Source organism: Streptomyces sp. NBC_00984 (genome assembly GCF_045162475.1).
In the GTDB taxonomy this organism is placed as follows: Bacteria; Actinomycetota; Actinomycetes; order Streptomycetales; family Streptomycetaceae; genus Streptomyces.
Genome location: NZ_CP108734.1, coordinates 1,114,695 through 1,127,523, shown reverse-complemented (window position 1 = coordinate 1,127,523; position 12,829 = coordinate 1,114,695). Strand labels below are relative to the sequence as shown.

9 protein-coding genes are annotated in these 12,829 nt (G+C 67.5%); 4 read left to right on the top strand and 5 right to left on the bottom strand.

Translation table 11 applies throughout. The features are described from left to right. The first annotated feature begins 60 nt into the window (after positions 1-60). Together OG520_RS04805 and OG520_RS04800 are read left to right on the top strand one after the other, a co-directional pair. Positions 61-1,242 (top strand): tyrosine-type recombinase/integrase, encoded by a 1,182-nt coding sequence (locus tag OG520_RS04805; protein WP_406011727.1) that lies wholly within the window; start codon positions 61-63, stop codon positions 1,240-1,242. Then, positions 1,239-3,746: a tyrosine-type recombinase/integrase gene (locus OG520_RS04800; protein ID WP_406011728.1), complete on the top strand. Its 2,508-nt coding sequence runs from the start codon at positions 1,239-1,241 to the stop codon at positions 3,744-3,746. Before OG520_RS04805 ends, OG520_RS04800 begins: the two co-directional genes overlap by 4 nt. Positions 3,747-3,781: 35 nt before the next feature. Here OG520_RS04800 and OG520_RS04795 read toward each other — a convergent pair whose 3' ends face one another. The 5 genes from OG520_RS04795 to OG520_RS04775 form a co-directional block, all read right to left on the bottom strand. Further along, complete coding sequence (locus OG520_RS04795; RefSeq protein ID WP_365694701.1) at positions 3,782-4,609, bottom strand: methyltransferase domain-containing protein; 828 nt, start codon at positions 4,607-4,609, stop codon at positions 3,782-3,784. Next, positions 4,602-6,536: a tyrosine-type recombinase/integrase gene (locus OG520_RS04790; protein WP_406012298.1), complete on the bottom strand. Its 1,935-nt coding sequence runs from the start codon at positions 6,534-6,536 to the stop codon at positions 4,602-4,604. The genes OG520_RS04795 and OG520_RS04790 overlap by 8 nt, the downstream gene beginning before the upstream one ends. A gap of 567 nt (positions 6,537-7,103) precedes the next feature. Further along, positions 7,104-7,895 (bottom strand): carbon-nitrogen hydrolase family protein, encoded by a 792-nt coding sequence (locus OG520_RS04785; RefSeq protein ID WP_406012297.1) that lies wholly within the window; start codon positions 7,893-7,895, stop codon positions 7,104-7,106. Then, on the bottom strand, positions 7,892-9,250 hold the full coding sequence (locus tag OG520_RS04780) for a tyrosine-type recombinase/integrase (protein ID WP_406012296.1): 1,359 nt from the start codon (positions 9,248-9,250) through the stop codon (positions 7,892-7,894). The genes OG520_RS04785 and OG520_RS04780 overlap by 4 nt, the downstream gene beginning before the upstream one ends. 243 nt (positions 9,251-9,493) lie before the next feature. Further along, positions 9,494-10,174: a class I SAM-dependent methyltransferase gene (locus OG520_RS04775; protein ID WP_406012295.1), complete on the bottom strand. Its 681-nt coding sequence runs from the start codon at positions 10,172-10,174 to the stop codon at positions 9,494-9,496. Between OG520_RS04775 and OG520_RS04770 the strand changes: the two genes are divergently transcribed. Continuing rightward, entirely contained in the window at positions 10,163-12,031 is a 1,869-nt protein-coding gene (locus OG520_RS04770) for a tyrosine-type recombinase/integrase (protein WP_406012294.1), read from the top strand. The genes OG520_RS04775 and OG520_RS04770 overlap by 12 nt on opposite strands. Further along, positions 12,028-12,603 carry a DUF6262 family protein gene (locus OG520_RS04765; protein ID WP_406012293.1) on the top strand — a complete coding sequence of 192 codons (576 nt, stop codon included), beginning with the start codon at positions 12,028-12,030 and terminating at the stop codon, positions 12,601-12,603. The genes OG520_RS04770 and OG520_RS04765 overlap by 4 nt, the downstream gene beginning before the upstream one ends. Positions 12,604-12,829: the final 226 nt, after the last annotated feature.

Genomic DNA, 12,829 nt, shown 5'->3' with positions numbered 1-12,829 from the left:
ATGAACGATGCTCCCGGACGGGACCTGGCGGCACTGGTGGTTCCTCGGTGGGGCCGGCTGATGGAAACCGGCAACCGGTACGAGCCCTATCGGCTCCTCGATCCCGACGGTGTGACCGTGGAGGCGGTCGCCGTCTACTTCCAGGAGTTGTTGGCCGCAGGGAAAGCTCCGTCGACGGTCCGCTCCTATGGGATGGATCTGCTTCGGTGGTGGCGTTTCCTGCAGGCACTGGACATTCCCTGGGACGGTGCGACCCGAGCGGAGGCCAGGGATTTCAGTCGCTGGATTCAGCTGGTGGTCAAGCCGAGACGGGGCAAGACGGCGGCTCGACGTTCGGCCCAGGTCAGTGGCTCCCCGAACCCGGTGACTGGGAAGCCGTCGGCCGGGCCTGGCTACGCGCCGACTACCGTCGCGCACAGCGAGACGGTGTTGCGACGGTTCTACGACATCCACCGCGACGCGGGGTCCGGCCCGCTGCTCAACCCGTTCCCACTCGATCTGTCACGTCGCTCCGGCCGGGCGCACGCGCACCACAACCCGATGGACGGCTGGAAGCCCGAGCGGGTGGGGCGCTACCGGCCCAGCCTTCCGCAGCGGATCCCGCGCTCGATTCCCGACGAGTGGTTCAACGAGCTGTTCGCTGCGCTGCCCTCCCACCGCGACCGGGCCCTGGTCGCGATCTGGATCTCCACCGGAGTACGCGCATCGGAGCTGATCGGCATCCGCCAGCGCGACATCGACCCCGGCCAGCAGTTGATCAGTGTGGTGCGAAAGGGCTCGCGGGCGGTGCAGCAGGTGCCGGCGTCGGCGGACGCGTTCGTGTGGCTGCGCCTCTATCAGCAGGAGGTACACGGCGAGGTGCCACGCGGTCGCACCCAGCCGGTGTGGTGGACACGGCGGCGCCCGTTTCGGCCGCTGACCTATCACGGTGCACACCGAATGTTCGAGCGGGTCAACGCCTCGCTCGGCGCCGATTGGACCCTTCACGATCTACGACACAGTGCGGCCGTCCGCATGGTGCGCGACCCGAAGTTGACGTTGGCTGATGTGCAATGGGTGCTCGGACATGCGCATTTGTCCGCCACGGAGGTGTATCTGACGCCGCGCAAGGACGAAGTCGTGGCGGGGGTGCTGGCCCATCACGAGCGTCAGGCCCGTGAGCGCAGCCAGCCGGTGCCGCCGCCTCCGGCGCCGGGCTACAACCCAGCGTCGCTGGACGTCTTGTTCGGCCGGATGTCATGACCGCGGTTGTCAAACACGTGACGCGCAAGCCGTTGGAGGCCACGAATGCGACGGCGGAGCAGGCGCAGGCGAGGAACAGCTATCTGCGGGCGCGTTTTCCGGCCCGGGCGGAAGAGCTGTGGTGGCCGTACACGGCACAGCCTTTGGAGGAGACGCTGCGGCGGCTGACCGCGCCGCCATTCGACTCGGCGGCCAATGGGACCCGAGCCGGTCGTCGACGCGGGGTGGCCAAGCTGCTGCGCTGGCTGTCGAGCTTGCCGGGAGATACCTGGCAGCAACGGTGGAGGGCCAGCGGCGCGGAGGATCTCCCCGGTGCTGCCTGGGTGGATCTTCCGCTGCGGTGGCTGCGCGAGCGCGGTCACTCGCCGTCACATGACCGCGATGACTTGTCCTCGGGGCTGCTCATGCTGATCTGCGGGGACGTCATCCGACCTGGTCTGCCCTGGATGCTTACCCGCACCCATCGGTATCTCGCCTCCGTCATGGCCAAGGTCCGGGACCCCGACGGGTTCGCGCGCCTGCACCATCTGGCCGAGTCCGGGCCGGCGAGCTCGCGCAAGGACGCCCAGATCGCCGCGACACGCATCGCCACCCTGCTGGCCTGCAAGGGCGGACAGATCCGCGACATCGCGGTCGGCGACTGCGTGGAACTGGTCGACGCCCAGCGCCGGGTGCATGCCCGTGGCGGGCAGAAGAAGGTCGACTTCTATCTGCGGCTGCGCGCCCTGGGCATCTTCCCCGAGGACTCCCCGGCAACGATCCGGGCATTCGGTCTTGCCCTCGGCCAGTTGAGCATCGAAGAGCTGGTGGATCGCTACCGGATCCAGTGCCGGCCGGTTCGCGATCTGATCGTGGACTACCTGAGGGAGCGGCAGCCTGCGCTGGACTTCGCCAGCCTCGACGCGGTCTCGCGCACGCTCGCGGGACTGTTCTGGGCCCGGGTAGAAGCCCTGGCGCCGGGGATTGACTCGCTGCGGCTGCCACCAACCGTGGCCCGCGCCTGGAAGGAGGACTTGAAGGTCAAGAAGCGCACCGTCACCGGCCCCGACGGTAGCAGCATCGAGGTCTCCAGTCCGCGGCTCAATGCCAAGGACGAGCTCATGCGAGTGCGGGCCTTCTACCTCGACATCGCGCAGTGGGCGGCCGAGGAACCAGGCCGCTGGGCGCCATGGGCCGTGCCCTGTCCCATCAGCGACGACGAGATCCGCAAGGCGAAGGAACGCAGACGACGCAAAGCCCGGATGGACCAGCGCACGCGCGAGCGACTACCCGTCCTGCCCGTTCTGACCAGCACCGCCGACCGTCGGCGACGCGCGGCCGCCGACCTGCTCCAGGTGGCGAGGAACACCGAGCCCGGGGCGCTGATCCCCGGCACCGACGGGTCGCTGCGCAGAGCCATCGCCCCCACGGCGGCGGGCCACCTCACCTGGGCCGAAGAGACGGCATCCGGCGGACGGCGACGGAACCTGACCTACGAAGAAGAGGAGGCATTCTGGGCATTCGCCACGATCGAGGTCCTCCGTCTGACCGGCATCCGCAACGAGGAACTCCTGGAGCTGACGCACCACAGCGTCACCCAGTACCGGCTCCCGTCCACCGGCGAAGTCGTACCGCTGCTGCAGATCGCCCCGTCCAAGACCGACACCGAACGACTCCTCTTGGTCAGCCCGGAACTCGCAGACGTCCTCAGCGCCATCATCAGCCGCTTGCGCGGCCCCGACGGGGCGATACCGCTGGTGGCCTCCTACGACGTCCGCGAGAAGGTCTGGAACCCGCCGATGCCGCTGCTGTTCCAGCGCGATGTCGGCTCCGAACACCGCGCATTCACGCCAACCGCGATCCGAAAACTGCTGATCAACGCCCTGTCCACCACCGGCCTGACCAGCGCCGACGGCGAGGCGCTTACCTTCTCGCCCCATGACTTCCGGAGGATCTTCGTCACCGACGCCATCATGAACGGCCTGCCGCCGCACATCGCCCAGGTGATCTGCGGGCACAGAAGCATCGAGACCACGATGGGGTACAAAGCGGTCTACCCTGCCGAGACGATCGAGGCCCACCGAGCGTTCATCGCCTGCCGCCGAGCCTCTCGCCCAGGCGAAGAATACCGAACCCCAACCGCGGAGGAGTGGGACTCCTTCCTGGCCCACTTCGAGAAACGGAAGGTGTCCATCGGCACCTGCGCACGCGCCTTCGGGTCTCCTTGTGTCCATGAACACGCCTGTGTCAGATGCTCACTCCTTCGACCCGACACGGCCCAACGGGCACGGCTCGCCGACATCCGTGACAACCTGATCGCCCGCATCGCCGAGGCCGAGCTCGAAGGCTGGCTCGGCGAGGTGGAGGGCCTGCAGGTCAGCCTCGCCGGCGCCCAGGACAAGCTCGCGCAGCTCGACGCCGAGGTGACCCGCCGATCCAATACGGTCAGCCTCGGCATGCCGGCCCTCGGCCAGATCGCCCTCGGCAGGCGGGAGACGAAAGAGTCCTCTCCAACTGCTGATTAGGCCGCGGCCGGTAGTTCAGAGATCGGTCCCTGGCCTCACTCGGCGCGGCGTCCGACCCGCAGGACGCTCAGATAACGGCGTGATGCTCGATCGCCCATCCGCGTGCGGATGCGCTCGGCGATGGCGTCGAGAAGGGGCTCACGGACGTCGCGGTCGAGCCTCCGGTACAGCGACAACGAGCGAAGGTGATCGGCAAAGCCGTCCCCGTTGAACCACTGAACGGTTGGATACCAGCGCACGATCGTTGGGCCGAACAATCCCCCGGGATCGTCGACCAGGCCCCAACCCTCGTCGGTGGTGCGCACGTCGTCCTCCAGCGGCGGATGACCCCAGCCGGGGTTGCCGGGACAGAACCGCTCGTGCAGATCGGCGGTCTCGGCATACACCTCCGGTTCTCCCGGCCGACGGACAACGACGTGGCCGAGCAGCGCCATCCAACCCCCGGGAGAGAGCACGGCGTGCGCCCGCTGCCAGCCAATCGACGGGTCGACCCAGTGCCAAGACGATGCAGCCACGAGAACATCGAAGCGTCGACCGCGGTCGTCCCACTCCTCAAAGGTCGACGTCTCGACTTCGACGTTGTGAAAGGAGGCGATCCGCTGGCGAGCGAGTGCGGCCATGTCCGTGCCCGGCTCAACGGCGGTCACTGAGCATCCGAGCGCTGCCAGCGTGCGCGTCGCCTGACCGGTACCGCAGCCCACCTCCAGCACCGACGACCTTTCGTCCATGCCGGTGATGGCGCCAAGGTCCGCGAACAGTTCGTCGGGGTATCCCGGCCGGACCCGGTCGTAGAGTTCCGGCACCTCGTTGAATACTCGGCCGAGATCGTGTCGGTTCGGGCGCATCTGCGGATCATCAGTCACGAACGCACAAGCTACGAGGCTCGTCCACGCAGAGCCACTGGTTTACCGGCGGCCGCTGACCCGCTGCCGCCGGTAGTTCAGAGAAGCAAGCATGCTCGTGTACACACGCTGTGCCGTAGGCGCGGGCGCAGGTGCCTACAGACAGTTTGCGGCGCTCGAAGTGGCCGAGGAAGTCTTCCCATTCGGTTTCGGTGGGGGTTCGGTATTCCTCGGAAGGGCGTAGCGCGCGGCGGCGTGTGAGGAAGGCGCGGTGTGCCTCGATGGTCTCGCTCGGGTAGATCGCGTTGTAGCCGATCGTGGTGTTGATGTTGGCGTGACCGGCGATGACCTGTGCGATGTGTGGCGGGAGGCCGGAGCGGATGGCGTCGGTGATGAACAGACGGCGGAAGTCGTGCGGGGCGAAGTCCAGTGGCTGACCGGCGGTATCGGTGAGTCCGGAGACCGCGAGGACCTCGGTCAGGGTCCGGCGGATGAATTCGCCGGACATGCGCGATCGCTCGCCGCCGCGGTCCCGCTGGAAGAGCAGTGGGGCTGGTGGGTGCCAGATGCGTTCTTCGTAGTCGTAGGCGGACAGCAGGGGGACGGCTCCGGTTTGTGGGTCGCGGACGCGCCGGATGATAGCGGCCAGGACGTCGGCCAGTTCCGGGCTGATGAGCAGGATGCGCTCCTGGTCCGTCTTGGACGGGGCGATCTGCAGCAGAGGGACAGTCTCGCCGGTGGTGGGCAGCCGGTACTGAAGCATGGAGTGGTGAGTGATCTCCAGCATCTCCTCGATGCGGGCACCGGTGTGGCGCAGAACCTCCACGGCCGCCCAGGCCCAGAATGCCCGGTGCTCGGCTTGCCCGAAGTGCTGCAAGGTGCCGTGCGCATTGCGGGCGGCTGCGGTCGTCGCGTTGTGGGTGCGGACGAAGATCTCACCGTCGATTGTGAATGTGGCGCCCGGCGCAGTGGCTAGCAGGACCTGCAGGCGGGTCTCCTGGCGACGGAGGTGGTCGCGAGCGGCCTGCACGAACGACTCCAGCGTGGGGAGCCGCTCGCGGGTGCACTGATCCATGCGCGCCTTGGTCCGCTTGAGGCGTTTGCGGTCGGAAGCCTCGGCTTCCTTGATAGGACAGGGCGCCGCCCACGGACCCCACCGAGTCGGTTCCTCGGCTGCCCAACGGGCGATAGCCAGGTAGAACGCCCGTACTGCCACAAGCAGTTGCACGTAGTCGGCGCGCTCGACCCGGGTCTCTTGCACACTCCCGTCCGGGCGCCTGTCCCGCTGGAGACGCGTGCGGAAGCGCTCCTTCCACGCGGCGGCGACGCTGGGCGGCAGGTCGAGGGAATCGATACCCGGGTGGTGGGCTTCAAGATCGGACCAGAAGTTGCGGGTCAGATGGCGGGCGAGGTTGTCGAGCGTGCCATAGTCGAGACGCGGGCGGCGCTCCTCCAGGTAGTCGATCAGCAACTCGCGAACCGGCGCGTTGGCCACACCGTGACGGTCGACCAGTTGAGCGCAGGTGAGCTGTCCGGTGACCCGGTGCAGGAAACGCAGCGTTGCCGGCGCATCACCGGGCAGGTAGCCGAGCTCCCGCAACCAGGAGTAGAAAAGGGTGCCGCTGGCTCGGGCACCGTCCAGACTCCGCAGTGTCGTGTAGTACTCAAAGGTGTCCCCGGGGGTGATGTCGGCGAGACTCCCGCCCTTGGCGAGCATGATCCGGACCAGAGCCAGGCGGGCCCTGCCGCCACCGATCGAGGTCCAGCGCCTGGCACCGACCAGTTCCTGCAGCCGGACGGTGCCTTGTGGATCTCGGGTTCTTTCGACGAACGGCCGCAGGTGAGTGGTGCGGTAGCCGAACAGCCAGGGCAGCGGCAGACGCAGCACATCGGCACTGACCAGCATCAGCAGGCCGGTCTGCACGAAGTCCCGTGGGACCTCGGCCACGGTACTCACCCAGGCATGTCCCAGCTCGGACCAGCTCTCCGGGGCAGCCGAGGTCGGCGACGCGTCCCACCGCTGCTGCCAGGTCTCACCAGGAAACCCCGGATAGCCAGGTCAGCACAGCACGCGCACCCTTTCTGCGCGCCCACCGGGTGTGAGCCTTCTCTGCCCGAAACGGTCGGCGATCCAGAACCGCCAGAACCTCATCGACGTCGGCGCACGTCATCGCCCACCGCTTTCCCACCGCCCGCGGTGGAAACTGTTCTTGGGCCTTGCGCATCACACTGCCAGCTGCCGCCCCCGTCCGCCCGGCGGCCCTCGAGGCGGGGAGGCGCAACGCTGCTCATGTCTCGAACCCGGACATTCACCAAGAGCCTCCGAACAGGTCGTGGAGTGACTCGGCCTGATACCCGGCCGCAGGGGCAGATGGAAGTTGGGCAGCCGTCGTCTGGCGCCGGTGGTGTGCGCGGACCGCTTCGACGATCTCCTCCCGGCCAGCCGATAATGGTGGAGTCGGGTATTGGAACTCTCGGAATGCCTGGCCGCAGGGGTTCTCCAACCGTCCAGTTGCTATCTGTTTGTCCATGCTTGATAGCTCGACTTCAGTAGGTCCCGTCGGCGCTGGCCGAGGTACCAATTGGCCGACTCGTCGAGGTCGATGATGGTTCTGATTACGGTGGTCTGGCCGGAGCGCACTTCCGCGAGGACCTCTCCTCTCGGTGAGATGACCATGCTGGGGCAGTGCTGGTGAGGATCTGCCACGTTGGCTGCCAGGACGAACCGTTGGTTCTCCGCTGCGCGGCTGATGAGGTGGCTCCGCCAGACCCCTGCAGGCTCGGAGGGGTTGGCCGCATGGGTGAGGTAGATGAAAGCTTGTGCTCCGCGGTCGGCTAGATGCTGCCATTGCTCGGGGAAGCGGATCTCCCGGCAAATCTGGACGCCGAGCGTGATGGGCCCGCTCGCCAGATGGATCGGGAGTGTCGAGAGCTCAGAGCCGGCATCGAGTTGGCCTCGCTCGTTCATTGCCAGGTTGATCTTTCGGTAAGTCCAGCGGGTGCCGTCCGGGGAGAAGTAGAGGGCGGCATTACTCCAAGCGCCGTGTTCGAATAGCAACGTGCCGCAGAACAGGTGGATGGCTCTGCGCTGAGCTAGCTCTGCGAGGCGGTCCATGGCGTGTGCGAGGGCCAGGGGTTGGAGACGTCTGAGGGCTGAGAGGTCGGTGCCGTATCCGGACAGGGCGCCTTCGGGGAGGACGACGATCTCGTCTGGCTGGACGTTTGCCAGGAGCGAGGTGATGGCCGCGAGGTTTTGCTGGATGTCCCACGTGATGGGAAATTGCGCGATCGCTATGGAAGCTTTCATCGGTCCTTCTTTCGGCGGCTGATCTCGGCCGCGTAGGCGCCCCAGTCTCCGGCGGCGGCTCGCTGCCATTTGACGGCGACGGTGATGTCGATACCGAGGGTGCGGGCGAGGACTGCCGCAGGCAGCTCGGGGCGAGTTGGAACAGGGCAGTTGAGCGGGTCTCTGCGCCGGAGTCCTTCAACACCTCGCCGTGACCTGGTGACCTGCGGTTTCTCGCCCGTTTGATGTAATTCCCGAGGGTTCAGGTAGATCTGGGTGGTGGTCAGATGGGCATGGTCAAGGACCCACTGCACATCCGTCAACGCCAATGAGGGATCGCGAGCCATTCGGTAGGCCGCGGTGTGCCGCAGATCGTGGAGCGTCCAGTTCGCACCGAGCGACGCGTTGGCCCGATTCAACATCGCCCGTGCCGCGTGGTAGTTCAGCGGCCGAAACGGGCGCCGCAAAGTCCACCACAACGTCTGACTCCCCGCTCGGGGCACCCCTGCACGCCATGCCTCCTCCTGGTACAGCCGCAACCACACGAACGCATCGGGCGAGGAAGGTAACTGCTGAAAGGCTCTGGTTCCCTTCCGGATCACACCGAGCAGTTGCTCACCAGGTAGTGCGTCGCTCTGACGGCTGGTGAGTAGTTCGCTCGCGCGAGCCCCGTTGGATACCCAGAACGCGAGCAGAGCCCGGTCCCGGTGGTGCCGCAACGCGGCGAACAGCTCATTGAAGCGCTCGTCGGGAACTCTCCTGGGGAGACGCTGTGGGACCGATGGCCGATACCGGCCTCCCGACGACTGCCGCGATGCCCGACCGGCCAATGCCGGCAAGCGACGAGATTCTCTGGCTGGAGGAAACGGGTTGATGATCGGGCCGGTGCCCTCCTCCAGGTGGAAGGCATAGAACGACCGTAGGACGGTCTCGCAGTGCGCCTGAGTCGACGCGGAGTACAACGGGCCAGGCCCGGCCCGCCCAGTGACTGAATTCGGCATGGCCGCTACGGACCGCACGACTTCTGCATCCTTGGAGACCCGATGCCGTCCGGGCCTGCCGGAGGCTTTCGGTGCCATCCGCATCCAGCGCGTAAAGTCCCGCGCGTCACCACGCAGCGCACGATCCCAGGGCACATTCCAGCCGGCCAGAAACCGCCACCACCGCAGCAAGTCCATCCCGTATGAACGGATCGTGGACCTCGAACGCGAGCACGCCTGGAGCTCGGCGAAGAACGCAGCCACCGGAGCTGCCGCAGCACCTTGGGCATCGAGCAGCACGTAAGGCTGCAGCGGATCCGACGACTCGACCAACGCCCCAGTCTCTGGCAGCACGAAGTTCACCAGATCCCGGGCAATACCGCCCGTCTCAAGCATGGTCGGGAAGCTAGCACCACACCCCCTGAACTGCGAATACTTCAGCGGTAGTTCAGTCAACACGACGATCCCGCGCTATGTTCGCGCTGGCCCCATGGCCCCATGGCCACGCGATGCGCTGAGCGACATGGCCCGCTGGGCGAATGGCTCAGCGTCGGAGAGTTCTCGTGGCGCGTGTTGGGCTGGCTAGTGCGGGGTGGCAGCCGAAGGTCCCGCGTCTGCACCGGCTGTTGCGTGGAGGCGCTACTTCGTCGCGATGACGTAGACGCTGCCCCACTGGCGCTTCGGGTTGGCCATGGCGGGGTCGAACGTCCAGGCCTCGACGGTAGTGAAGCCGGCCTTGGTGAAGAGTCGTACGAGCTTCTCGTGGGCGTAGGCCCACAGGTGCGGGGTGTACTTGGGGTTGTCGTCCTGGTCCCGGAAGACGAGGTTGACGAGGTCGAGGCGGGTGTTGATGTCGCCGAGGCAGTCGCGCTTGGCATACCAGCGCTCGATCATTTCGTCGGAGCTGTCCAGCGGGCCGGGATACTGGCTCAGGGCCAAGGCGGCGTCAGGGACGCCGGTGATGATCCGGCCATCCGGTTCGAGGACCCGGTACGTCTCTCGGACGTAGTGCTTGGCGGAGCGCGGGTAGTCGATGTGTTCCAGGAAGTGCTCGGAGAAGATCTCGGCGACGCTGTTGTCCTGGAGGGGGATGCCTTCGCGGATGTCCCAGAGGAGGTCGGCCGGCGGAACGGCGTCGATGTTGAAGAAGCCGTCGATGCGATGAGCTCCGCCGCCGATCTGTACCTTGGCGGGCTTGTCGTCGATGCAACCACTGGGCCAGGCGCTTCGGCTGGCGTGGTGGTAGCGGTGGAGTTCGATAACCTGCGGGGGCTGCGGCCCTTGCTGCGGGCGGAGGTGCAGTGGGGCATGTATGTCCACGGCCTGCAGCCCGTCGCCGTGTGGCATCTGACGTGGGTGCAGTCGCTCGCGGACGAGTGCCAGCGCCGCGACGTGGCGTCCCTGGCTGGCCTGGAGGCGTCCGTCTTCCGCCGCGCCTACCACCAGCGCATGGTCCAGGAGATGCAACAGGCCCTGCGGAAGGTCTACTTCATCCCCTCCGAGACCCGGGATGCCGGCTACATCGAGACCGAGCACTTCGGGGTGCGCTTCCTGCACCGCTCCAGCTACGTCGACCCGACCTGCATCACCCAGCGGTGGCTGCGCGACCTGTTGTGGGATCACGTCGCCGACGTGCCGCGCTCGCCTACCTGTCCGCGCAGCGCCCAGCCGGTGGACTTCGTGCGCCGCGCCGGCGCCGAACTGTCCGCGTTTTTGGAGGCTGAGGCGCCGGGTGGCGGCCACGACCCGTCCGTTCTGCGCGGCGAGCACGTCCACCGCTTCGTCGCGGACCTGCGCAACCGTGAACGCCTCGGCCTGGCCTTCCGCGGCCAGGCCCGCCTGGACGGCAAAAGGGCGAAGGTCACCGAGAACTCGCGCCGGATGGTGTTCAACTACGGCCGGGCCCTGCTGCGCGGCGCGCTGGACAGCGGCAGCGCCGAGCAGATCGGCCTGGACCGCGGCTTCATCGCCGCCATGCCGGTCGGCGGCCCAGGCACGCCCCGCAGCCGCAACCCCTTCCCCGACGAGGTCGCCCGGGCGCTTGCGGACGAGGCCAACCTGCAGCAGCTCGCCGACGGCTACGACCCTCACGACTGGGGCCTGCGGGATATGTGGGAGACCATCATCGTCACCGGCCGGCGCGCCAGCGAGGTCATCCAGCTCCGCCTGGACTGCGTCGGCCGCTACGGCGGGCTGCCCCTGCTCTGGCACGACCAGACCAAGGTCGGCAACCTGAATGCGGCCGTCCGCATCCCCGACCCACTTCTGGATCGGCTCGAAGAACGCCGCCGCAAGACCCTGTCCCGGTTTGCCGACCGGCACGCCGGCCGCCCGCCCACTGCTGCCGAGCGCGCCCATCTGGCCTTGTTCCCCACAGGCATCCTCAACCCCGATGGCCGCCGCGCTTTGTCCTACACCTGGTTCCACACCGGCTTCCGCAGCTGGATCGCCGAGCTTGACCTCGGCGGTCACTACGTCGCCCACCAGGCCCGGCACACGCTGGCCACCCGGCTGCTGCGGCACGGTGCGAGCCTGACGCACATCCGCCGCTACCTCGGCCAGGTCTCCGACCGCATGGCTGAGCACTACGTCAACCTGACCAGCGCCGACCTGGAGAACGTCCTCCAGCACGTCTGGGTCGCCGGACCCGGCACCGCCCACCCCGGCGAACTCCTCACCAGCGACACCACCCCGCTCACCCGCGAACAGGCCCAGGCCCAGGCCATCGACCTGTCCCGCCGCAGCACACCCGCCGAGGGCGGATTCTGCACCTTCCAGCCCGTCGTCGACGGCGGCGCCTGCCCCTGGAACCTCGACTGCCACAACTGCGACAAGTTCGCCCTGTCCGGCGCCGACCTCCTTTACTGGCGGCGCAAGCGCGAGCAGTGGCGGTTGCTGGCCGAGGGTGCCCCCGACGACGCCACCGCCGACTACCTGCACCGCTTTTTCGAGCCCACCGCCCGTGCCATCGACGGCCTGGAGAAGGCCCTGGCCGGACTCGGCCTTCTCGACGACGCCCTCGCTCTGGATCTGCGCAAACCCCAGGACTACTTCCATCGCGTGTGGTCCACCGCTTTCCGTGCCGCCGACCTCGCCGACGCGGGCGGCGACGAGCCGGACAAGTACAGCGATACGTGCACAGCCGACGGTGACGACCCCGAACAGGAAGCCGCATGAACACCGTCACTGTTCCCGAACCCCGCACCGCGGCGGCTCTGGCCGCCCGCCGCCGCAAGACCGAAGCCGCCTTTGAGCGCGTCCACCAGGCCATCGCCCGGCTCCAACGAGAGAAGGCCCAGGTCAGTGTCGCCGCCGTCGCCCGCCGAGCGGACGTCTCGCGCACCTTCCTCTACGACAACCCCGAGGCCCGAGCTGTCATCGCCTCGGCGATAGCCGAGGCCGGTGAACGCCGCGTCCGGATGCACGCCGAACAGGACGACGAGCACGAGGCGACCTGGCTGAACGCCGAGGACGCCCTCCAGACCGCCCACGCCGAGATCCTCGCCCAGCGCACCCGCATCGGCGAACTTCTCGGACAGATCCGCGACTTGGAAGCCGAATGGACCGAGAAGGCCATCCAGCGGGTCACCACCGAGAACACCGCCCTCAAGCAGCGCATCCGCCAGCTCACCACCGACAACCGCACCCTCGACGAGCGACTCAAGGCCGCGCGCTCCAACCTCCGCTTCCAAGACCGCCGCGTCGCCGACCTCGAAGCCCGCATCACCGACCCGGGATCAGCGACCTGATCCTGTCCGGCTGACCAACTCACGGCCCGTCCACCGTCCCGGTGGACGGGCCGTCCCACGAGACCACCCGGACGAGCGACAGCAACGGTGATGGGCTCCCTGAAATCGGCCGCCTGGTACTCGGGGTGATCCCCGACCTGCTCGGCCTGATTCTCCGGCCACGGACTGCTGACCCGCGTGTTTCTGCCCTTATCCCCTTTCACGGGTGCGCGACGGTAGGAAGCGG

Bases quoted from the DNA above. Each gene is read 5' to 3' on its own strand.
- OG520_RS04805 (WP_406011727.1), top strand. From the start codon at position 61: ATGGAAACCGGCAACCGGTACGAGCCCTATCGGCTCCTCGATCCCGAC.
- OG520_RS04800 (WP_406011728.1), top strand. From the start codon at position 1,239: ATGACCGCGGTTGTCAAACACGTGACGCGCAAGCCGTTGGAGGCCACG.
- OG520_RS04785 (WP_406012297.1), bottom strand. From the start codon at position 7,895: ATGAAAGCTTCCATAGCGATCGCGCAATTTCCCATCACGTGGGACATC.
- OG520_RS04780 (WP_406012296.1), bottom strand. From the start codon at position 9,250: ATGCTTGAGACGGGCGGTATTGCCCGGGATCTGGTGAACTTCGTGCTG.
- OG520_RS04770 (WP_406012294.1), top strand. From the start codon at position 10,163: ATGTATGTCCACGGCCTGCAGCCCGTCGCCGTGTGGCATCTGACGTGG.
- OG520_RS04765 (WP_406012293.1), top strand. From the start codon at position 12,028: ATGAACACCGTCACTGTTCCCGAACCCCGCACCGCGGCGGCTCTGGCC.